Origin of the sequence: Tenacibaculum pacificus (assembly GCF_027941775.1) — a bacterium.
GTDB classification, from domain to species: domain Bacteria; phylum Bacteroidota; class Bacteroidia; order Flavobacteriales; family Flavobacteriaceae; genus Polaribacter; species Polaribacter pacificus_A.
This window is the reverse complement of sequence record NZ_CP115917.1, coordinates 719,827-742,399: the sequence shown is the minus strand read 5'-3', so window position 1 is coordinate 742,399 and position 22,573 is coordinate 719,827. Positions and strand designations below refer to the sequence as shown.

The window sequence follows — 22,573 nt, the reverse complement described above, 5'->3', positions numbered from 1 at the left end:
TTAATTTATTATAACAATCCTTTTAAAATACTTACCATTTTATAAACATCTTCAAAAGAATTATACATTGGCGTTGGTGCGCAACGGATAACATCTGGCTCACGCCAATCGGTAATAATATTATTTTCGGTTAGCTTTTTGTGTAAATTTTTATCTGCATTTTTAACTTGAATAGATAATTGACACCCTCTTTCTTTTGGATTTGATGGTGTGATAATTTTAATATGTTCTGAATTTATTTCGTTGATTAAAAACTCAAAATATCCAGTTAATTTTTCTGATTTTTCTCGCAAAGCTTCCATTCCTACTTCTGCAAACATATCTAAAGAAGCTTTAATTGCTGCCATTGATAATATTGGAGGATTCGATAATTGCCAACCTTCAGCACCAGCCATTACATCAAAAGGTTGACGCATATTAAAACGTGTTTCTTTGTTATGATTCCACCAACCTGCAAAACGAGGTAACTCTTTATTAGTAGCGTGTTTTTCGTGAACAAATAATCCTGCTAAACTTCCAGGTCCTGAATTTAAGTATTTGTAAGTACACCAAGCTGCAAAATCTACGCCTGAATTATGCAATTCGGGAAAAATATTTCCTGCTCCGTGTGCTAAATCAATTCCTACAAAACAGTCTTTTGAATGCCCTATTTCAGCAATTCGCTTTAAATCTAAATATTGTCCTGTGTAATAATTTACACCGCCAATTAATAGCAATGCGATTTCATCTCCTTGTTCAGAAATAATTGTTTCTAAATCTTCAATATTTAATAATTCTTCGCCTTTTCTTGGTTTCCATTCTATTAAACCTTCGGATGCATCAAAACCATGAAAATTTAATTGCGATTGTACCGCATATCTATCCGAAGGAAAAGCATCAGATTCTATTACAATTTTATATTTCTTTTTGGTAGGCTGATAAAAAGACACCATCAACAAATGTAAGTTTGTAGTTAAAGTATTCATAACAACAACTTCTAGTGGTTTTGCTCCCACTATTTTTGCCATGTTTTCGGTTAAAAATTCACTGATAAGGTAACCAAGGAGTTTCTCCTTCAAAATGACCTTCTACGCCATATTTTGCCCAATCATCTAATTCTTGATTGATATATTTTTTTGTTGATTTAGGCTGTAATCCTAATGAATTTCCTGTAAAATATAACCAGTCGTTACCTTTTTTATCTTTCGGAATATGAAATTGATTGCGCAAGTGTGCTAACTTATCTTCTTTGTCTTGTTGTTGTGCGTAGTCTAATGTGTTTTGATAATCCATCTAAATAAAAAAAATGATTGTTTTTCAAAGATAAAACAATCATTTTTTAATCTATTAGTAATTTATCAAATAGCTTTCTTTTTGTTTTAAATATTTAATATAAAATTCGAAACTTAATCGTTCCTTCTATTTTACGAAGTTTAGTAATTACTTCATCATCATATATTTTATTTACATCGGTAATAACGTAACCAACTTTAGCATCTGTCGATAAATATTGACCTGTAATATTCAGTTCATATTTAGCCAATACTTTATTGATTTTTGCCATAACTCCTGATACATTTTTATGAATATGTAAAAATCGATGTGCATTTGTTTGACGTGGTAATCTGATATTTGGAAAATTTACAGCATCAACAGTATTTCCAGAATTCATGTATGCCATTATTTTACTTGGCACAAAATCGGCAATATCTTTTTGAGCTTCCTCTGTACTTCCGCCAACATGAGGCGTTAAAATTACGTTAGGCAAACCTTTTAAAGGAGTGTAAAACTCGCCATTTTTTGCAGGTTCTTCAGGATATACATCAACAGCAGCTCCTGCAATTTTACCCGATTTTAATCCATCAACTAAAGCATCAATATTTACCACAAATCCACGAGAAAGATTTACTAAATGAACACCATCTTTCATTTGAGCAATCTCTTCTGCTCCAATATAATTTTTGTTAGCAGCGTTATCATCAACATGTAAAGTTATTACATCCGAAATATTTAATAATTCTTTTAATGTCGTTATTCTTTTAGCATTTCCTAGAGCTAAAGTATCTTCAACATCATAATAATAAACATCCATACCTAAAGATTCAGCTAAAACAGATAATTGTTTTCCTATATTTCCATAGCCAACAATTCCTAATTTTTTACCACGAACCTCTCTTGAACCTTGCGCTGTTTTATTCCACTTACCATTATGAATTTCTGTACTTCGTTGAAAAACACTACGCATTAACATAATAATTTCACCAATCGCTAACTCAACAACCGAACGAGTATTACTATAAGGAGCATTAAAAACAACTACACCATTTTCTTGACAAGCATCTAAATTAATTTGTTTTGTTCCAATGCAAAAAGCAGCGACAACCATTAATTTATCCGCAGCTTCAATTACTTTTTTTGTTACTTGTGTTTTTGAGCGAATTCCTAAAACATGAACATCTTTTAACTTGATAATTAATTCTTCTTCGGATAAACTTTTTGATACAGTTTCTACTGTAAAACCATCGGCTGTTAATTTGGTAAACGCATCAGAATGTACGTTTTCTAATAATAAAATTTTGATTCTATTCTTTGGATATGATATATTTCTTGGCAAATTGTTTAGGTATAAAAATTCATCTAAATTAGGCGTAATATGATCGGCATTTTCAATTGTTTTTGCTCTTTGTACATTTTCAGTATAGGCAAAAAAAGTATCTGCAACACCTGCTTTTTTAGTTACGGCATCACTATAACCGTCTCCAATAACTTGTATTTCTCCAGTTAAATTTAAGTTTTGTAAGCACTCAATTTTTCCATTGTGTTTTGAAAGTGGATTTTCAGTATCAAAACCAATAATTACATCATTTTCATCAAACTGAAAAGTATTTGCATACACTCTTTCCGAAGGAATATTATATTCGGCAACTATCGGAACTATAAACTCTTTAAAACCTGCGGATATAATGTAAATATCATCTGAAAAATCTTTAAAAAAAGCTTTATTAGTTTCTATCGAACGAGAAACTTTTTGCCTTAATTCTTTAATCAATAAAGGTAAATCAGTTTTTTTAGCATTTAATAATCGAATACGTTTTTCTAGAGATTCCGTAAAGGATATTTCGCCATCAATTCCTTGATTTGTTATTGCTATTATTTCATTAATAATTGCTTCTTTCTTCGGATTTCCGATTAAAGTAATTTCTGCTAAAACATCTAATGCTTCTACTTTTGTTAGCGTACTATCAAAATCGAAAACAAAACTTCTTTTTAGTGCCATAGTATTATATTACAAGTGAGTAACCAAAAATACAAATGATATTAGTTAATGATGTTATAAAAATAATAAGTTTTATGTTTTTTATCAATAATAAAATCAAGCCATTAATAACAGTATCCACCAAATAATAGGAACTGATTCGACAAAAAATGAGGTATAATAATTAGATTTTTTATCTGATGACCTCATCAATAAAACTAAAACAACGGTAAAAACGAATAAAAACACTCGTTTAAAATCAGGATTTGGTGTTATTATAAATTCAATCAGTAAACAAAGTGAGAGTAAAATATATCCTAGTTTTTTGGTTTTTTTAATCCCAATTTTTTTTGGAATTGTTTGTAAAGAAACAGCATCGTATTTTACATCTCTAATATCAAAAGGCAAAATTAAAACTACAACAAGTAAAAAACGTTGTATCCCTATTAAATAAAGTTGGTTTGTAAACTGACCATCAATATCAAAAATCGGTAAAAAAACAGTAGCTCCCGTCCAAACTAAAGCAACAATTACTATTTTTAAATAACTTATGCTTCGTAAGTTTTTTTGAAATCCACTTAAAAAAGGAACTGCATATAAGAAAGTTAACAATCCGAAAGGCGAGAAAAATAGTAATGTTTGCGTGCTTAATTTACTTGCGTAAAAACACATCAGCAAAAAACAGCCCAACGAAAAAATCTGAATTATTTTTAGATGTGTTGTCAGACTTCTGTGATGTAATTTAGCAACACCCGCATATTTTACAAAATTATAGCCTGTAATTGTTCCGAAAAAGAGAAAATAATCTAATGATTCATTATGAGTTAATCTCAAATATAGCTCTGTAATTCGCACAAAAGAATACACCGCTAAAGCTACGTGAAAACTAGAATTTATATAAAAATTAAAAAGTTTTTTTAAAGGATTCAATGCCACAAAAATAGTTTTTATGTTTATAACCTATTCATTAAGTTAATAACTTATCAATTTTAAAAGAAAAAAAGGGATATAAACTACACAATTTTGTTATTTTTGAACCACTAAAAATAAACAACACAGGATGAACACAAATTCATTTCAACTAAGACATATTGGTCCTAACTCGAAGGGTCAAGATAAAATGCTAAAAACTATCAAAGCTGATAGTATAGATCAATTAATTTTTGAAACTATTCCTGATGATATTCGCCTTAAAAACGAATTAGATTTAGATGCTGCAATGAGTGAATATGAATATTTAAGTCATATTAACGAATTAGGTGCTAAAAATAAAGTTTTTAAGAGTTATATCGGTTTAGGATATCACGAAGCTATTGTGCCTAGTGTAATTTTACGTAATATTTTAGAAAACCCAAGTTGGTATACTGCTTATACTCCGTATCAAGCAGAAATTGCTCAAGGTCGTTTAGAAGCGCTATTAAATTATCAAACTATGGTTTGTGATTTAACAGGTATGGAACTTGCAAATGCTTCTTTATTAGATGAAGCAACTGCTGCTGCTGAAGCTATGGCTTTATTATTTGACGTACGTGAACGTGCTCAGAAAAAAGCAGGCGTTAATAAATTCTTTGTTTCTGAAGATATTTTACCTCAAACATTATCAGTTTTACAAACCCGTTCTATTCCTATCGGAATTGAATTAGTTATCGGAAACCGTGAAGAATTTGATTTTTCAGAAGAGTTTTTTGGAGCTATTATTCAGTACCCAGGAAAACATGGTCAAGTATCTGATTATACTTCATTTGTTGCAAACTGTAACGAAAAAAATATAAAAGTAGCTGTTGCTGCTGATATTTTATCATTAGTAAAATTAAAAGCACCAGGTGAATTTGGAGCTGCTGTAGTTGTAGGAACAACACAACGTTTTGGAATTCCTTTAGGATATGGAGGACCTCACGCTGGTTACTTTGCTACAAAAGAAGCTTACAAACGTAGTCTTCCAGGTCGTGTAATTGGTGTTACTAAAGATGTTGACGGTGGGCGTGCTTTACGTATGGCTTTACAAACACGTGAACAACATATTAAACGTGAAAAAGCTACTTCTAACATTTGTACTGCACAAGTATTATTAGCTGTTATGGCTGGTATGTATGCTGTGTATCATGGTCAAGATGGTTTAAAATATATTGCTGATAGAGTTCATACAACAGCAAATACTTTAGCTACTGCTTTAGAACAACTAGGTTTCAAACAAAAAAATAAATCGTATTTCGATACTATTTTAGTTGAAGTTGAAGCAAAAAAATTACGTACTGTTGCTGAAGCAAATAACATCAACTTTAATTATATTGATGATAATCATATTTCTATTTCAGTAAATGAAACTGTTAGTTTTAAAGAAATCAATGCAATTGTTGCTTGTTTTTCAGAAGCTTTCAATATTAAAAATACTACCGTTACAGAATATACTTCAACAGAAGTAATTGCTCCTAATGTATTAAGAAGTACTCCTTTCTTAGAAAACGAAGTATTTAACACGTATCATTCAGAAACTGATATGATGCGTTATATCAAAAAATTAGAGCGTAAAGATTTAGCTTTAAATCATTCAATGATTTCTTTAGGATCATGTACAATGAAATTAAATGCTGCTTCTGAAATGTTACCTTTAAGTAATGCTCAGTGGGGAAATATTCACCCATTTGTACCATTAAATCAAGCTGAAGGATACCAAACAGTTTTAAAGAACTTAGAAGAGCAATTAAATGTTATTACTGGTTTTGCAGGAACTTCTTTACAGCCAAATTCTGGTGCTCAAGGAGAATTTGCTGGATTAATGGTAATTCGTGCTTATCACAAAGCTAACGGAGATACTAACAGAAATATTTGTTTAATTCCTGCATCGGCACACGGAACAAACCCAGCATCAGCAGTTATGGCTGGTATGAAAGTGGTTGTTACCAAAACTGATGAAAGAGGAAATATTGATGTTGAAGATTTACGTGCTAAAGCTGAAAAGCATAAAGATAATTTAGCTGCATTAATGGTAACGTACCCTTCAACACATGGAGTTTACGAAAGAGCTATTAAAGAAATTACACAAATTATTCACGATAACGGTGGACAAGTGTACATGGATGGTGCAAATATGAATGCGCAAGTTGGTTTAACAAATCCTGCAACTATTGGTGCAGATGTTTGTCACTTAAACTTACATAAAACATTTGCTATTCCTCACGGTGGTGGTGGACCAGGAGTTGGACCTATTTGTGTTGCTCCTCAATTAGTACCATTTTTACCTACAAACCCGTTAATTCCTACTGGTGGAGAAAAAGCTATTACGGCTATTTCTGCTGCTCCTTGGGGGTCTGCTTTAGCTTGTTTAATCTCTTACGGATACATAACTATGTTAGGTGCTGACGGATTAACAAACTCAACTAGATTAGCTATTTTAAACGCAAACTATATTAAAGAGCGTTTACAAGGGCATTATGAAACGTTGTATTCTGGTGAAATGAACAGAGCTGCGCACGAAATGATTTTAGATTGTCGTTCTTTTAAAGAAAACGGAATCGAAGTTGTTGATATAGCTAAACGTTTAATGGATTACGGTTTCCACGCACCAACAGTTTCTTTCCCAGTTGCAGGAACTATTATGGTTGAGCCAACAGAATCTGAAAGTGTTGGAGAATTAGATCGTTTTTGTGATGCAATGATTGCTATTCGTAAAGAAATTGCAAATGCAACCAAAGAAGATGCTAACAATCCTTTAAAAAATGCACCACATACACAAGATATGTTAACTTCTGATGAATGGTCTTTACCATATTCTAGAAAACAAGCGGCATTTCCTTTAGATTATGTTGCTGATAACAAATTCTGGCCTTCTGTTCGTAGAGTAGATGATGCTTTTGGAGACAGAAACTTAATTTGTTCTTGTAACCCAATTGAAGATTATATTGATGAAGAAGCTTAAAATCTTCTTTATAAATTTTTTATAAATTCGAAAACCTCATCAGAAATGGTGAGGTTTTTTTTTGAAATTATTTTTCTCTATTAATTTTATTTGAAGCTATTCCCGCTTTCCGCACTCGCTTTTTTTGTTTTTAAAAGAAAAAAACAAAAAAGAGCTCAAACAATTGCTTCAATCGGGGCTAAAAACCTGAACAACCTTAAAAAAAGTGCATGAATTCACCTTTTTTATCAGAAAATAATATCTTTATAAAACTGTGTTTTTTCTATTAAAAGTATTCCAAAAACATAATTTTAGATTTTTTATCTAAATAAATAAAATAAACAGAAAAATAATCTAAACTTTAACATAAAAACTGACTCATATTATCCATTCAACTACTTTTGATGGCTAAATATCATAAAGATGGCAGGTTTTAAAAATTTATCCGAAGAAAATCAACAAAAATTAAATAGGCTTAAAGAACAATTAACAACGGCTCGTGATAGTTTTTTAGGATATCCTGTTTCAAAAGATTTTGATTATTCTGACTTAAACGAATTCTTTCAGTTTCCTATCAACAATCTAGGTGATCCCTTTGAAAAAGGAACTTATCAAGTACAAACACACGAAATGGAACGTGAAGTTGTTGCTTTTTTCGCCAAATTATTTAGAGCAAATCCTAAAGATTTTTGGGGATATGTAACCAACGGAGGTTCTGAAAGTAATTTATACGGTTTATATCTTGCTCGTGAATTATATCCAAAGGCAATTGTTTATTATTCAGAATCTACACATTATAGTATTCGTAAAAACATTCATTTATTAAACATTCCTAGTATTGTTATAAAATCGCAAGAAAACGGAGAAATAGATTATGAAGATTTTGAAAGTACCGTACGAATGAATCGTCATAAACCTGTAATTGTGTTGGCTACTTTTGGAACAACAATGAAAGAAGCAAAAGATGATATTTCTAAAATAAAACGCATTTTAGGTAACCTAGCTATTCAAGATAATTATATTCATTGCGATGCTGCTTTAGCAGGTTCATTTGGTGCTTTTATGCAACCTCGCTTACCCTTCGATTTTATGGATGGCGCAGATAGTATTTCTATTAGCGGACATAAATTTATTGGCTCTCCAATTCCAACAGGCGTATTAATGGCAAAGCGTTCTAATCGAGATCGCATAGCAAAAGGAATTTCGTATATCGGCTCGTTAGATACGACTATAACAGGTTCTCGTAACGGACATTCTCCATTATTTTTATGGTATGCCTTAAAAAAATTAGGTGTAGAAGGTTTACAAAAACGCTATCAAAATAGTTTAGAAGTTGCTGAATATTGTGAAAAAGAATTAAATAATATTGGAATTAAAGCGTGGAGAAACCCTAATGCTATTACAGTAGTTTTACCTAAAACATCTAAAACAATTAAAGATAAATGGCAATTAGCAACCGAAGGCGATATTTCACATGTAATCTGTATGCCAAACGTAACAAAAACACAAATTGATAATTTTATCAACGATATAAAAAACTGTACAGAACCTACTATTGAAGAAGAAGCTACTTTTGATTACTCATTAAGTTAACTTATATTACAAGTAAATAGTAAAACCTCACTTAATTAGTGAGGTTTTTTTGTTTTAATATCATGTTTATTTTCAAAAAAATATTATTCAAAATCTGTAATAAGATAGAAACTTAAAAGTGATTTTAATCTAAAAACATATTCTTGATTAATAAACTCGTCTTTTTCATTTTTTAAATTTAAAAAGTAAAAAATTCCTTTAGTATCTATAATTTCTTTAATAACATTATAATTTGCCGACACTTTAAACATAGTACGTACACAAGCTTCTAAATTTTCTGTAAGTAACAAACCGATACTATCAGCTGAAACCTCCATTAACCTTGATGTTATTAATAAACTTCTCTCTTTTTCTGTATCTTTAGAAATAACATTTTCTATTTTACTTCCATATTCAATAAATAATTGTCCTTTATCTAAAACATTCGTTACCTTATCAATATTATTAAAAACTTTAGAAAAATTCGATACACTAGATAATTTACCTAAAACGCCACCTAAAGAACCCAAAATAGGAAGTGCAACAAGTAGTGTTTGAACCATATCAACACTTTTATTTTTTGCGCCTCTCCAAACATCGCCAGAAGTAATTTTGGTATGCTCAAATAAAATATGGCTCAATTCAAGTGTCATTGCAAATTGCAATTCTACTTTTGATAAATAAGTATTACTTGAAATTTTCAGATAATCAGAACCGATTAATAAAAAATCAGGAGTATTTTCTACTCCTATTAAACTACCTGAATAATCACCTCTTCCTAAAAAACATTGAATATTAGGCAATGATAAAGACGTTTTTACAGTTTCAAAAACCTCATGTACTATCGGGTAATTTTGATTTGTTATTTTTTCTGAAAATTTAAGTACTTCCTTATAATCAGGTCCATCTACTTGTGCTATAATTTTGGTAAAACTATCTAAAAAACCTTTTTCTTCTTTAAAACATTTCGGAAATACTTTATCGTACAAATACTCTTTTGAATATTCTTTACTTAAAATAATTGAAGCTTCTTTAGAATCTGTAAAAAAATCTAAAGTTTCAAATAAGCTTATAATCGTATTTGCTTTTTCAGTAATTCTAAAATCATTTAATGTTTTTAATTCCTTTATACGCGATAATAACAAAGGTTGCATTACTGCTAACGCTACTAATTCAGTTTTATAAGCTTCACCTATTTCTTTTTTAAAAAACACTAAGTCTTCTAAAATTTTTATACGGATTAAATTAACGTCTTCACCTCCTATAATATTTATTTTATTATCGGATAACATTTCGAGAATGCTATTTTCTTCTAATTCAGATAAGACTTTTTCAGCAAAAGGAATCGCTTTATAAGATTGCTCAGTTTCTTTTAAATAATCAATATATTTTAGATTGAATTCAATATCTTTTTTATTTTTCTTATCATTTATAAAGGTTTCAACTAATTTATCATAAAAATCGGTGATGTTAATCAACGTAAAACATTCTTTATTCGATATTAAAAAAGATAAAAACTTCAGTTGTTCCTTTAAAGATATTTCCCATTCAGTAAAAATCGCTGTAATTATAGTTCCTGTATTTATATTCGCTTGAATTAAATCAAATAAAGCACATTCTTCTAAGGCTGTTTCTGTAAATTCTTTTTTGGTAAAAGCAGGAACTAATATTGCTTTAAATAAAGTCTTGGTAATATTGGTTTGCTTGTATCCGAAATGATACATCGCTTCTATATTCGCTATTTCTTTTTCTCCTTTCGCATAATTATTCCATAAAACATCTGTAAAAATAGCAACTCTGTTAGAAGTTATCTTTCTTAAAATATGTTGTATCGAAGCAAGTAAATTACTATTCCAAAATTCTGTGTAAAATGAAAATTTATCGCTAGATATATAATCTTTACCTATTTTCTCTTTGTATATTAATTCGTATTTTGAAATATCAAAAAACACTGTTTCTTGCTCTTCATTTATTATAACTATTTGCGTTCTAAAATTTGTCAATAATATATAATACTCATTATTTTTAGACAATTTAAAAACCTCACTTTTTACGCTAGTAACTGGCAAACAAGACAATACTATTTCTTGAGGATTACAGAAATACAGAATATTATTTTCAATGCTCTAAAGACAATGAAGAGATAAAATTATTTTTATTTGTAAAGCTATTATTTAAGTCTAACAAGTCGTTTATAAAAGAAATAACTTCTTTAATTAAGGTATCTTTTTTAGAATTTATTGACTCGTATTTTTCAATAATTTCCTCTTCGACTTTTACTTTTTTACAAACAATTTTAAGCGTATTATTATTCGTTTGATAAAACTGATATTCTTTATATTTTAATTTTTCACTCCCTTTATAAACTAATTCAGTTGTAATATATAAATTATCATTTTCTATTTCTAGGTGATATTTTTGTTTAGCTTTTGATTCAGAAAAAATATTTTTTAAATACTCTTTTAAGTTTTGTAAAGTAAATGAATCAGGGTGAAAAATTTTATAACTATGATTTTCTTTAATTAATTTCTGATTCATCTTTTATATTTAATTTTATCGCTATTATTACTTAAATAATAGCGATAAATATATAAAATAATTTTAATCTTGTTTAATATTTCTACTAAACAAGATTATATCTTTTATTTAAATTTTATAAATAAAAGGCTTTAAAAGATAATTTCATAATTATGAAAATCTTAATGATTTTTACATTCAATAATATGAAACTTTTTAGTGTTTCCTATTATTTTTATATTGGTAAAAACTTTCTCTAAATGCGTTTTGTAATTCAAATGTGTATTTGCTACTAATACAAAACGTCCGCTTGATTTTAAACAACGTGCTACTCCTTTAAATAAAGCAATTGTTACTTCAATATTATTTTCGTGTTCAAAGTGAAACGGTGGATTAGAAACTACTAAATCAAAACTTGCTGTTTCTAAATCATCTAAATTATCAGCGCAAACAAATTTTGCATTTTCTGCTGTTATATTTAATTTAGAAGAAGCAATTGCTACATTAAAATCATCGACTAAAGTTACTTCCGCCTTTGGGTTTTGAGCCAAAACATCGTAAGCAATAACACCGTTACCAGAAGCAACATCTAACACTTTTAGTTCGTTTTCCTGTACTTTTAAATTTTCTAAGAAAAACTGTGTTCCGTAATCAATTTTATCCGAAGAAAAAACACCATAATATTGCTTTATAGAATCTTCTTTCCAAGGAATTTCATTCAATAATTCTTTTTCTTGAATGTCTTTTTTAGGCGTTTTTAAAACTAACAATCTTGCTTTTTTCCAAGCATTGGTTTGTTCTACTTCTTCAAAATATCTTTCGGCTTTTTTCAGATAAGAATGAGAAAAATATTTCGTCATAAAACCACAAACAACCACAGTATTTTCATCGGCATTTTTATAGATTTGTTCTAAAAACAACTCAAACAACTCTACCGATTTTGGTAATTTAATTAAAGCTAAATCAACCTTTTCTAAAGTATCTAAAGGTGTTTTATAAACAACATCCGTAGGTAAATTATTTAAATTTAAATTTTGAGTAATTGCTTTTTTCTGACTTGCATACGCCCAAATAGTCGTTAATTTTTTGGTATTTAATAACGTATTAAAAATACCAAATCTATCATTGTATAAATGAATATTATTTACCTGTAAATCGGTAATATAATCAAGTGTTAATAACTCTGCATTGCTCCAAGCACGTAATGATTTGTCATCAGTTTTAGGATACCTTTCTAATTGATATTTTTTAGCGTTTAATTGTAATTTTGTTTCCATTATATTGATAAGTTCTCCACGAATTTCGAACTGATATTTAATTAATTATTATTTTTATAAATCGTATACGGCATCTAAAGACTGTATTTCTCCTGCTTTATTTCTTCTAAAAATATGTGTTGCATTAATATCGGCAATCGATTCTTTTCCCATAGCTGCAACCACTTCTTTTACGGCTTCAATAGTTTTATTATGATAGTTTTTAACACGAACATTTTTATCGCCAACCACTAAAGCTTCTACCAAATCTTCCTCTTGCGTTGCAACACCAACAGGACAAGTATCTAAATTACATTCACGCGCTTGAATACAACCTAAACTTAACATAAAACTACGTGCCATACCAATTACATCGGCACCCAATGCTTTGTATTTTACAATATCAAAAGCATCAATAGCCTTACCACTTGCTATAATTTTTATTTGATTTCTTAGTTTATATTTTTTCAAAGTTTTATTAACAAAAGCCAAACCGTCTAATAATGGTGTTCCTATATAATTCGAAAATTCTATTGGCGCAGAACCTGTACCTCCTTCACCTCCATCAACTGCAATAAAATCAGGATAATTATTCGCATCAGCAAAAGCTTTTATCATTGCTTCAATTTCATCATTATCACCCACACAAAATTTAATTCCTACAGGTTTTCCTTCGGATAAATCTCTGACTTCTTGAATAAAAATAATCATTTCATCAAAATTAGAAAAAGCCGAATGACCTGGAGGAGAATCAACTCTTGTAAAAGGTTCTACAGAACGGATTTTTGCAATTTCTTCTGTGTTTTTTTTGGCTGGTAAAATACCTCCGTGACCTGGTTTAGCTCCTTGCGAAAACTTAATTTCAATCATTTTTACTTCAGGACGGATGGCATTTTCTTTAAAAATTTCTGCATCAAAAACACGCTTTCCATTTACACTTTTTCCTGCTCCAAAATAACCTGTTCCTACTTGAAAAATTAAATCACCACCTTGTAAATGATATGGTGAAATTCCACCTTCGCCAGTATTATGTGCAAAATCAGCCATTTTCGCACCTTGATTTAACGCCATAATTGCGTTTTTACTTAACGAACCAAAAGACATTGCCGAAATATTAATAATAGAAGCATCATATTTTTGAGTACATTTATCTGAACCAATAAGAACTCTTTCTCCAGTAATATGATGATGATCTTTTGGAAATAAAGAATGTTTTACAAATTCATATCCTTTTTCATATAAATTATGTTGTGTACCAAAAGGAACAGTTTCAATTTCTTTTTTAGAACGCTGATAAACAAGACTTCTTTTTTCACGATTAATAGGCGTTCCGTTTAAATCATCTTCAATAAAATATTGTTGAATTTTTTCACGTTCTTCTTCAAAAACCCATCGCAATCGAGCCACAACAGGAAAAGAACGCATTAAAGAATGGTTTTGCTGAATAAAAGCATCATATAAAGCTAATAAAGTTACTGCCGATGCAATGGTTAATAAAATATAATTCCCCATTTCAGGCATAAAATACACTAACACTCCACACAAAACATTTACAACAATTATAATAGCTAGAATAGTATCTCTCATTTTTATAAATTTTATAGGCTAAAATACACGTTTTTTGGCATAAAAAAAGCTCTAACTAGTGTTAGAGCTTTTAAATATTGTAGATACTTGAAATTATTTTTTAAACTTCGAGTATTTATTTTTGAACTTATCAATACGTCCTGCAGTATCAATTAATTTAGATTTACCTGTATAGAAAGGGTGAGAAGTTCTTGAAATTTCTAATTTGATTAATGGATACTCTGTTCCTTCTACGTCTAAAGTTTCTTTAGTGTTAGCAGTTGAACGTGTTAAAAATACATCTCCGTTAGACATATCTTTAAAAGCTACCATTCTATAATTTTCTGGATGTATTCCTTTACGCATCTTAAATGACTTTTAAATATTGTTTAATTTTTTTATCAAACATTGTAAAAATGGTAAAGTTTTACACTAAAAAATATTTTTAGCTGTTTGAGGTTGCAAATTTAACCATATTTTTTAATTTTCAAACAAATAAATTGTTTTAATTTGTAGTGTAATCGAATAAATAAGAAATCAAACCATAAAATATGCGTATTTACTCCTACTTAGCCTTAGCTTTATCAATAGTTACCATCACTTCTTGTAGTCAATCTGACTATCAATTTAAACTAAATACCTCTAAAAAAACTACTTTAGGAGATAAAGCAGCTATTAAGTTTGAACAACTTAAAGGTGATAAAATAGATTCTGTTCATTTATTTGTTCAAAAAAAGCGTGTAAACAAAACTGAAACAAGCGTTAATATTAATACTACCGATTTTGGAGTTGGTAAGCACGAAGTTACTGCGCTAGCTTTTTATCCGAAGAAATCGAAAAAAATTACAGCGGCTATTGAGGTTTTAGCACAAAATGCTCCAGCAGTATATTCTTACAAAATTATAAATACCTATCCACACGATAAAGATGCTTATACACAAGGTTTAGAATTTAAAAATGACTTTTTATACGAAACAACAGGTCGTAAAGGTGAATCTACTTTACGAAAAGTTGACTTAAAAACAGGTGAAGTTATTCAAAAAATTGATTTAGATAAAAAATATTTCGGTGAAGGAATGACCATTTTTAACAATAAAATTTATTGGTTAACGTGGCAATCGAGAAAAGGTTTTATTTATGATTTAGAAACTTTTAAACAGCTTGGAGAATTTGATTATAAAAACAGTAATCAAGGTTGGGGATTAACACATAACGATACTGAATTAATAAAATCTGACGGAACTAATAAAATTTGGTTTTTGAATGCTAAAAATCAAGCTGAAAAAAGAAATATTCAGGTTTACACAAATAAATATGCTATTGATAATTTAAACGAAATTGAATTAATCAATGGAAAAATTTACGCCAATAAATGGCAACAAAATTCTATTTTAATTATCAATCCTAAAACAGGAGCTGTTGATGGTGTTGCTAACTTAAACGGATTAAAAGATATTGTTGCAAAAAATCAAACTTTAGATGCCAACGATGATGTTTTAAACGGAATTGCTTATGATAAAGAAAACAACCGTTTATTTGTTACAGGAAAACACTGGGGAAAATTATTTGAAATTGAATTGATTAAAAAATAATACCTTTCAATTTTAAACGTTACTTAAAAAACTAACAACATTATATATGAGATATTTACTACTAATTTTATCTATTATTATTTTAATTGTTGTTAGTTCAATGTAGAAAAGATTTTAATACAATTCCTAATTTTGGAAAGTTAGAATTCTCAAAAGATACCGTATTTTTAGATACTATTTTTTCAAATATCGGCTCTACTACTTACAGTTTAAAAGTCTATAATAGAAGTAATAAATCAATTACAATTCCTGAAATTAAATTAGAAAACGGAATCGATTCAAAATATCGTTTAAATGTTGATGGATTATCAGGAAAACATTTTGCTGATATCGATCTTTTAGCAAATGATAGTATGTATGTTTTTATAGAAACTACCGTCGATTTTAACACTGTTTCAGATCCATTATATACTGATAAATTATTATTTGATAATGGAAACAATCAGCAAAATGTTGATTTAGTTACTTTAATACAAGATGCTTATTTTATATTTCCATCAAAAAAAAACACAGAAATCGAAACCATAATTATTGATGGCGAAAGCACCGATATTCAAGGTCGATTTTTAACTGATGATGAATTAAATTTTACTGATGAAAGGTCATATGTTATTTATGGTTATGCTACTGTTCCTTCGAATAAAACATTAACTATTAATGCTGGTGCAAAAATTTATTTCCATAAAAATTCAGGTTTAATTATTGATAAAAAAGCTAGCCTAAAAATTAAGGGAACACTTGATAAAAAAGTAACTTTTGAAGGAGACAGGTTAGAATATCGTTATAGTAAAATACCTGGTCAATGGGGAAGTATTTGGATGCGTGAAGGAAGTATCGAAAATGAAATTAATCATACGATTATCAGAAATGGAACAATCGGTCTTTTAGTTGAAGGTACAGAAACATCACCTACACTTTCTATCAAAAACTCTGAAATTTATAACAGTTCTAATTATGGAATCTTAGGAAAAAACACCTATATTAAAGGTGAAAATATTGTTATCGGAAACGCAGGACAAAACTCTTTAGCTTGTACTTTTGGCGGTAATTACACTTTTACACATTCAACTTTTGCGAATTATTGGAATTATAGCATACGTCAATCGCCGACTGTTTTAATCAATAATTATTTTACATCTATTGATAGTAATGATGAAGTAAAAACTGACACAAATGATTTAACTCTCGCTAATTTTACTAATTGTATTATAGAAGGAACTAATAATATTGAATTTATTTTAGATAAACGAGATGAAACAGTCTTTAATTACAATATCGAAAACTCAATGATTCGATTTAATGATTTTAATAACTCTTTCAAAAACAATAAAGAATTAAATTTTGATGATATCCTACATTATCAAAATATTATTTTAAACGGAACACCTAATTTTAAAGACATCATTTTAAATGATTTTAATATCGGAGAAGATTCCGATGCCATTAATAAAGCAAAATCTTCTGCTGTTTCAGAAGATATTTTAGGCGTTAGCCGATTACCAAACACTGACATTGGAGCATATCAACATATAACTTTTAAAGATGAGTAAAAACATAATAATTACAGGAACTAGCCGAGGAATTGGTTTTGAATTAGCTCAAAAATTTGCAAACGAAGGAAATAATGTATTAGCTTTATCAAGAAATACAAAACCTTTAGAAGCTGTAAATAATAAAAACATAACAACATTATCTGTTGATTTATCAAATAATGATGATTTAAAAAAAGCTACCGATTTTATTAAAAAAGAATGGAATAAAGTAGATATTTTAATAAATAATGCTGGGAAATTAATCAACAAACCATTTGAAGAATTAACAACTTCTGATTTTGAAGAAGTTTATAAAGTGAATGTTTTTGCTGTTGCTGAGTTAACAAAAAACATGATTCCGTTTATGCAAAAAGGAAGTCATGTTGTTACTGTTAGTTCTATGGGCGGAATTCAAGGAAGCTTAAAATTCCCTGGTTTAGCAGCTTATAGCTCGGCAAAAGGTGCAGTAATTACTTTATCAGAATTATTAGCTGAAGAATATAAAGAACAACAAATCGCTTTTAATGTTTTAGCTTTAGGTGCTGTACAAACAGAAATGCTTGAAGAAGCTTTTCCTGGTTATGTTGCTCCTTTATCAGCAAAAGAAATGGCAGATTATATTTTTGATTTTTCATTAACAGGAAACAAATTTTACAACGGAAAAGTATTACAAGTTTCTAGCTCTAATCCATAAAAAAATCGATTATTTTTTAGAATAATTTTAATTTAATATTCGTTACTAAAAAATTGTATTAAGAAATTAGTTCGCTAGTTCTTGATACAATTTTTTTTCTTATATTTAATTTCAAAATAAAATCATTCGAACAAATAAAATTTGCAAGCTATACTCCAAAAATATATCCCTGAAAAAGCTGTTCCGTTAGTTGAATATTTAATTAACGACCATAAAATCAACCTAAAAATTGTAAATCAACGACAAAGTAAACATGGTGATTTTAGAACTTTTTCAAACGGAGAAACACAAATAACAGTTAATAATAATTTAAATAAGCATCAATTTTTATTAACGTTAATTCAATGAAATTGCACATCATGTTACGCATAAAAAATTTGGACTAGTACAACCTCACGGAAGACATTGGAAAACCGTTTTTCAACATTTAATGCTACCTTTTTTACATCCTGCTATTTATCCGAAGAAAATGCTTCCTTACTTAGCTAATTATCTTAAAAACCCAAAAGCAAGTACCGACTCTGATATTCATTTATCATTAGCTTTACGAGGTGGAAAAGCTGAAAATGGTAAAAAATTTATCTTTGAAATTATAAAAGGAACTACTTTTAAATTTAAAGATAACATCTATAAAAAAGGAAATAAACGAAGAACACTTTATGAATGCTTAAATTTAACAAATAAACGGGTGTATCTTTTTAATCAAAATACAGAAGTAGTAAATCTATAATTAAAAAAATTAACAGCTTATGAATAACAATTATTACGCAGTAATTATGGCAGGTGGTATTGGCTCTAGGTTTTGGCCTGTAAGCACACAAGAATACCCAAAACAATTTCAATGATATGTTAGGTACTGGAGAATCATTAATTCAACGTACTTTTAATCGAATTAATCAATTAATTCCTGCTGAAAACATCTTAATTTCAACAAATGAACGTTACGAAGAATTAGTTTTAAAACAGTTACTAAAAACCACAAAAAAACAATTATTGTTAGAGCCAGCAATGCGTAATACAGCTCCGTGTATTTTATATGCTGCTTTAAAAATAAATAGTAAAAATCCTGATGCTGTAATGTTAGTTGCTCCTTCAGACCACTGGATTGAAGACGAAACTGAATTTTTAAGAAATATAAAAACAAGCTTTGAAGCATCAGTTAAAAATGATATTTTAATGACATTAGGTATTCAGCCTGATGCTCCAAATACAGGTTATGGTTATATTAAGTTTGAAGAAAATATTTCAGAAATTAAAAAAGTAAAAAACTTTACCGAAAAACCAAACATAGTAAAAGCTGAAGAATTTTTAGCTAGTGGCGATTATTTATGGAATGCAGGTATTTTTGTTTGGTCTACAAAAAGTATTTTAAATGCTTTTAAAACTCATTTACCAAATATGTTAACTACTTTAAACAGTACTACTGTTTATAATACTAATGATGAAAGTAAGTTTATAAAAAATAATTATGAGAAATGTGAAAATATTTCGATTGATTACGGAATTATGGAACCTTCAAATAATGTACATATACTACCCGTCGATTTTGGATGGAACGATTTAGGAACTTGGGGTTCGTTATATCAAAAATTAAATAAAGATACTCAGCAAAATGCTGTTGTAGGCGCAAATGCTATTTTTAGAGATGCAAACGGAAATATGGTTAGCACAGAAAGTGGTAAAAAAATAATCATTCAAGGTTTAAATGATTTTATTATTGTAGAAAAAGAAGATGTTATTTTAATTTGTCCTAAAAAAGATGAACAAGATATTAAACAAATTAGTGCAGCTGCTAATCAAAAATTTTAATACTATAAAAAATAACTAAATAAAAAACGAAGCTTAATAGCTTCGTTTTTTATTTAGTTATTTTTTATAATTTTTTCTAAAAAAGGATAATAATATTCTGCCATATAAGCACCTTTTTTCTTACCTAAAACATTTCCTTTAGCGTTTACAACTAACACTGTAGGATAAGCACTAATTCCATATCTATTTTGTAATTTGCTATTTTGTTGCTTGGTACATAAAGGAACTAAATCTCTATTTCTAGGGAAATCAGCTTTATATAAAATTAAGTTTTCATCTGAAAACCCTTTAAATTTATCTGTATTAAATAATTCTCTATCTACTTGTTGACAAGGCGGACACCAATCCGAACCAGTAAAAAAAAGCAATAATGGTTTATCTTCACTTTTAGCTTTTTTAATTGCGCTATCAAAAGACTCTTCCCATTTTACGTTTCCATCTAGAACACTTTGTTGAGCAAAAGAAGTGTTTACTCCTAAAAAAAATACTAAAATAAAAAATATATTTCTCATTATGATTATTGTTTATTACTTCAAAAATATCAAAAATAATACCAAAAATAAAAAAAATTAACATTTTATTTGCGTGATAATAAAATCATTAAATATTTCTTCGTTATTTAAAAAAGCACTTTTTATACATACATAACATACATTTTGTAGTTTATATTGTAATCGCATATAATCTTTTTCTGTAGTTAGTATTATTTTATTGTCAGAAGGTAATTGATTAAACTCCATTTTTATTTTTTCAACATCACTTGTTTTAAAATCATAATGATCAGGATATTTTAAATGTTTGTAGCTTATTTTTTCTTCAGATAAAAACTGTAATAATGAAACAGGATTCGCAATTCCTGTAACCAATAAAACTTCTTTATTTTTTAAATCTGATATTGTCAAATCTGTATCGAGTCCTTTTAAATTTTCATCATAAGAAATCGTTGTAAAAAATACTTGCTGATGCGCTTTCGGTTTTATCTTTTTAATAATTTCTTGTTGTTTTTCTTCAGATAAATTTTCAGGACATTTTGTTACAATAATAATTTTTGCACGCTTTGCTCCTCTTCTCGCTTCTCTTAAATTTCCAGTAGGTACTATAAAATCATCAATATATAAATCATTATATTTTGTCAATAAAATACTTGTACTTGCCGTTACTTTTCGGTGCTGATACGCATCATCTAACAAAACAACTTGTAAATCTGCATCATTTTTTAATAAATTTTGAATCCCATTTGTTCTATCGGCATCAACTGCAATAGTCGCATCATTTTTAAATTTCGTGTAAAATTGTAACGGTTCATCGCCAACATCAGCAGCAGAATGTGTGTCATTTAACAATTGAAAACCTTCCGTTTTTCGTTTATATCCACGACTTAAAACGGCAACTTTATAATCATCTTTTAATAATCGGATTAAAAATTCAATTTGTGGCGATTTTCCTGTTCCACCAACGCTTAAATTTCCTACCGAAATAACAGGAACTTTAAAAGAAGTCGATTTTAAAACATTTATATCAAAAAACCAATTACGAATTGTTGTAATAACATCGTATAAAATAGCAAACGGAAACAATAAAAATCGAAGTAATTTCATAACATCAAAAGTAAAAATAATTTGAAGCAATTTCCCGCTTTCCGCACTCGCTTTTTTTTTTCGAAAAGAAAAATAAAAAAGAGCTCAAACAATTGCTTCAATCGGGGCTAGGTATTTGTACTCAGATTTAAAAATTGTTCATCTTTTAAAATAAAAAACATATCAAAAGCAAGTTTTAGTAACTTTGAAACATCTTTTTTAAATTAAAAAAAATGCAAATAAAAGACGTTACAAATTATATTGAAGAACTAGCTCCGCTGGCTTATGCCGAAAGTTTTGACAATGTTGGCTTATTAATTGGCGATTATTCTACAAAAGTTACAGGTGTTTTAGTAACACTAGATACTTTAGAAAAAACTGTTGATGAAGCAATTGCTAAAAATTGTAATTTAATTGTAAGCTTCCATCCTATTATTTTTAGCGGATTAAAAAAATTAAATGGCAAAAATTATGTAGAACGTGTTGTTTTAAAAGCGATTCAAAATAACATTGCAATTTATGCAACACATACTGCTTTAGATAATGTAAACAATGGTGTTTCAGCTAAAATGTGTGAAGTTTTAGGCTTAGAAAACTGTCAAACATTAATTCCTAAAAAAGGGATTATAAAAAAAATGACAACCTATGTTCCAATTAAAAATGCCGAAAAATTACGCACAAAACTTTTTGAAGCAGGTGCAGGAAGTATCGGAAATTACGATAATTGCTCTTTTAATTCTGAAGGAATAACAACCTATAAAGGAAATGAAAATTCAAATCCAAAAATAGGTGAAAAAGGTGAATTTATATCCGAAGAAGAAATAGCTATTTCGGTAACTTTCATCAATAATTTAGAAGGAAAAATACTTAAAACATTATTTAATAATCATCCGTATGAAGAGGTTGCTTATGAAATAATTACTTTAGATAATAGTCATCAGAATATAGGAATGGGAATGATTGGCGAGTTTAAAACTCCGATGAATGAACATAAATTTTTATCTTTTGTAAAAAAAACATTTAAAACTGATTGTATTCGTTATTCTGAATTATTAGAAAAACCAATTAAAAAAGTAGCTGTTTTAGGTGGTTCGGGAAGTTTTGCTATAAAAAATGCGATACAACAAAATGCAGATGCTTATATAAGTGCCGATTTTAAATATCATGAATTTTTTCAAGCCGAAGGAAAAATAGTCCTTGCCGATGTTGGACATTATGAGAGTGAACAGTTTACAAAAAACCTTTTGGTTGATTATCTTAGCAAAAAATTTAGTACTTTTGCGATTGCTTTAAGCGAAGAAAGTACAAATCCAATACACTATATATAA

At 28.7% G+C, this 22,573-nt stretch carries 17 protein-coding genes and 2 pseudogenes; 9 read left to right on the top strand and 10 right to left on the bottom strand.

Translation table 11 applies throughout. The features are described from left to right. Positions 1–8 precede the first annotated feature (8 nt). The 3 genes and pseudogenes from kynU to PG913_RS03385 all read right to left on the bottom strand — a co-directional run bounded on the left by kynU (position 9) and on the right by PG913_RS03385 (position 4,069). A pseudogene (gene kynU / locus PG913_RS03395) lies at positions 9–1,272 on the bottom strand (kynureninase). 94 nt (positions 1,273–1,366) lie between these two features. Continuing rightward, positions 1,367–3,256, bottom strand: coding sequence for a phosphoglycerate dehydrogenase (serA, locus tag PG913_RS03390; RefSeq protein ID WP_271231624.1), 1,890 nt, complete (start codon positions 3,254–3,256; stop codon positions 1,367–1,369). Positions 3,257–3,352: 96 nt separating this feature from the next. Then, entirely contained in the window at positions 3,353–4,069 is a 717-nt protein-coding gene (locus PG913_RS03385; protein WP_333780786.1) for a hypothetical protein, read from the bottom strand. Positions 4,070–4,295: 226 nt separating this feature from the next. Between PG913_RS03385 and gcvP the strand changes: the two genes are divergently transcribed. Together gcvP and PG913_RS03375 are read left to right on the top strand one after the other, a co-directional pair. Further along, positions 4,296–7,151 (top strand): aminomethyl-transferring glycine dehydrogenase, encoded by a 2,856-nt coding sequence (gene gcvP, locus PG913_RS03380; RefSeq protein WP_271231623.1) that lies wholly within the window; start codon positions 4,296–4,298, stop codon positions 7,149–7,151. Positions 7,152–7,553: 402 nt separating this feature from the next. Then, complete coding sequence (locus PG913_RS03375) at positions 7,554–8,723, top strand: histidine decarboxylase (RefSeq protein ID WP_271231622.1); 1,170 nt, start codon at positions 7,554–7,556, stop codon at positions 8,721–8,723. An 83-nt stretch (positions 8,724–8,806) separates the two neighbouring features. Here the strand turns inward: PG913_RS03375 and PG913_RS03370 are convergent, their stop codons facing one another. From PG913_RS03370 to PG913_RS03350, 5 genes are all read right to left on the bottom strand, one after another. Further along, positions 8,807–10,735 (bottom strand): M48 family metalloprotease, encoded by a 1,929-nt coding sequence (locus tag PG913_RS03370; protein ID WP_271231621.1) that lies wholly within the window; start codon positions 10,733–10,735, stop codon positions 8,807–8,809. A gap of 85 nt (positions 10,736–10,820) precedes the next feature. Then, positions 10,821–11,240, bottom strand: coding sequence for a hypothetical protein (locus PG913_RS03365; protein ID WP_271231620.1), 420 nt, complete (start codon positions 11,238–11,240; stop codon positions 10,821–10,823). 161 nt (positions 11,241–11,401) lie between these two features. Next, entirely contained in the window at positions 11,402–12,496 is a 1,095-nt protein-coding gene (locus PG913_RS03360) for a class I SAM-dependent methyltransferase (RefSeq protein ID WP_271231619.1), read from the bottom strand. 54 nt (positions 12,497–12,550) lie between these two features. Continuing rightward, positions 12,551–14,062: an FMN-binding glutamate synthase family protein gene (locus tag PG913_RS03355; RefSeq protein WP_271231618.1), complete on the bottom strand. Its 1,512-nt coding sequence runs from the start codon at positions 14,060–14,062 to the stop codon at positions 12,551–12,553. Between the two features lie 93 nt (positions 14,063–14,155). Next, on the bottom strand, positions 14,156–14,407 hold the full coding sequence (locus PG913_RS03350; RefSeq protein WP_101915121.1) for a type B 50S ribosomal protein L31: 252 nt from the start codon (positions 14,405–14,407) through the stop codon (positions 14,156–14,158). A gap of 185 nt (positions 14,408–14,592) precedes the next feature. On the opposite strand from PG913_RS03350, the gene PG913_RS03345 reads away from it, so the two are divergent. The 6 genes and pseudogenes from PG913_RS03345 to PG913_RS03325 all read left to right on the top strand — a co-directional run bounded on the left by PG913_RS03345 (position 14,593) and on the right by PG913_RS03325 (position 19,668). Further along, entirely contained in the window at positions 14,593–15,633 is a 1,041-nt protein-coding gene (locus tag PG913_RS03345; protein ID WP_271231617.1) for a glutaminyl-peptide cyclotransferase, read from the top strand. An 89-nt stretch (positions 15,634–15,722) separates the two neighbouring features. Further along, positions 15,723–17,183: a hypothetical protein gene (locus tag PG913_RS03340; protein WP_271231616.1), complete on the top strand. Its 1,461-nt coding sequence runs from the start codon at positions 15,723–15,725 to the stop codon at positions 17,181–17,183. After that, positions 17,176–17,859 carry an SDR family NAD(P)-dependent oxidoreductase gene (locus PG913_RS03335; protein WP_271231615.1) on the top strand — a complete coding sequence of 228 codons (684 nt, stop codon included), beginning with the start codon at positions 17,176–17,178 and terminating at the stop codon, positions 17,857–17,859. The genes PG913_RS03340 and PG913_RS03335 overlap by 8 nt, the downstream gene beginning before the upstream one ends. 141 nt (positions 17,860–18,000) lie before the next feature. Beyond that, positions 18,001–18,207, top strand: coding sequence for a hypothetical protein (locus PG913_RS12875; protein ID WP_333780785.1), 207 nt, complete (start codon positions 18,001–18,003; stop codon positions 18,205–18,207). 82 nt (positions 18,208–18,289) lie between these two features. Further along, a complete protein-coding gene (locus PG913_RS12870) occupies positions 18,290–18,589 on the top strand; it encodes a hypothetical protein (protein WP_333780784.1) in 300 nt (99 codons plus the stop codon). Between the two features lie 19 nt (positions 18,590–18,608). After that, positions 18,609–19,668: pseudogene (locus PG913_RS03325) on the top strand (mannose-1-phosphate guanylyltransferase). Positions 19,669–19,721: 53 nt separating this feature from the next. On the opposite strand, the gene PG913_RS03320 reads toward PG913_RS03325, so the two are convergent. Together PG913_RS03320 and lpxK are read right to left on the bottom strand one after the other, a co-directional pair. After that, positions 19,722–20,180, bottom strand: a complete 459-nt coding sequence (locus PG913_RS03320) for a thioredoxin family protein (protein ID WP_271231614.1) — start codon at positions 20,178–20,180, stop codon at positions 19,722–19,724. Between the two features lie 57 nt (positions 20,181–20,237). Next, entirely contained in the window at positions 20,238–21,266 is a 1,029-nt protein-coding gene (gene lpxK / locus PG913_RS03315; RefSeq protein ID WP_271231613.1) for a tetraacyldisaccharide 4'-kinase, read from the bottom strand. 212 nt (positions 21,267–21,478) lie between these two features. Between lpxK and PG913_RS03310 the strand changes: the two genes are divergently transcribed. Next, entirely contained in the window at positions 21,479–22,573 is a 1,095-nt protein-coding gene (locus PG913_RS03310) for a Nif3-like dinuclear metal center hexameric protein (protein ID WP_271231612.1), read from the top strand.

Excerpts from the sequence above, each read along its gene's own strand:
- serA (WP_271231624.1), bottom strand. The coding sequence starts at position 3,256 with ATGGCACTAAAAAGAAGTTTTGTTTTCGATTTTGATAGTACGCTAACA.
- gcvP (WP_271231623.1), top strand. The coding sequence starts at position 4,296 with ATGAACACAAATTCATTTCAACTAAGACATATTGGTCCTAACTCGAAG.
- PG913_RS03375 (WP_271231622.1), top strand. The coding sequence starts at position 7,554 with ATGGCAGGTTTTAAAAATTTATCCGAAGAAAATCAACAAAAATTAAAT.
- PG913_RS03365 (WP_271231620.1), bottom strand. The coding sequence starts at position 11,240 with ATGAATCAGAAATTAATTAAAGAAAATCATAGTTATAAAATTTTTCAC.
- PG913_RS03360 (WP_271231619.1), bottom strand. The coding sequence starts at position 12,496 with ATGGAAACAAAATTACAATTAAACGCTAAAAAATATCAATTAGAAAGG.
- PG913_RS03355 (WP_271231618.1), bottom strand. The coding sequence starts at position 14,062 with ATGAGAGATACTATTCTAGCTATTATAATTGTTGTAAATGTTTTGTGT.
- PG913_RS03350 (WP_101915121.1), bottom strand. The coding sequence starts at position 14,407 with ATGCGTAAAGGAATACATCCAGAAAATTATAGAATGGTAGCTTTTAAA.
- PG913_RS03345 (WP_271231617.1), top strand. The coding sequence starts at position 14,593 with ATGCGTATTTACTCCTACTTAGCCTTAGCTTTATCAATAGTTACCATC.
- PG913_RS03335 (WP_271231615.1), top strand. The coding sequence starts at position 17,176 with ATGAGTAAAAACATAATAATTACAGGAACTAGCCGAGGAATTGGTTTT.
- PG913_RS12870 (WP_333780784.1), top strand. The coding sequence starts at position 18,290 with ATGCTACCTTTTTTACATCCTGCTATTTATCCGAAGAAAATGCTTCCT.
- PG913_RS03320 (WP_271231614.1), bottom strand. The coding sequence starts at position 20,180 with ATGAGAAATATATTTTTTATTTTAGTATTTTTTTTAGGAGTAAACACT.
- lpxK (WP_271231613.1), bottom strand. The coding sequence starts at position 21,266 with ATGAAATTACTTCGATTTTTATTGTTTCCGTTTGCTATTTTATACGAT.
- PG913_RS03310 (WP_271231612.1), top strand. The coding sequence starts at position 21,479 with ATGCAAATAAAAGACGTTACAAATTATATTGAAGAACTAGCTCCGCTG.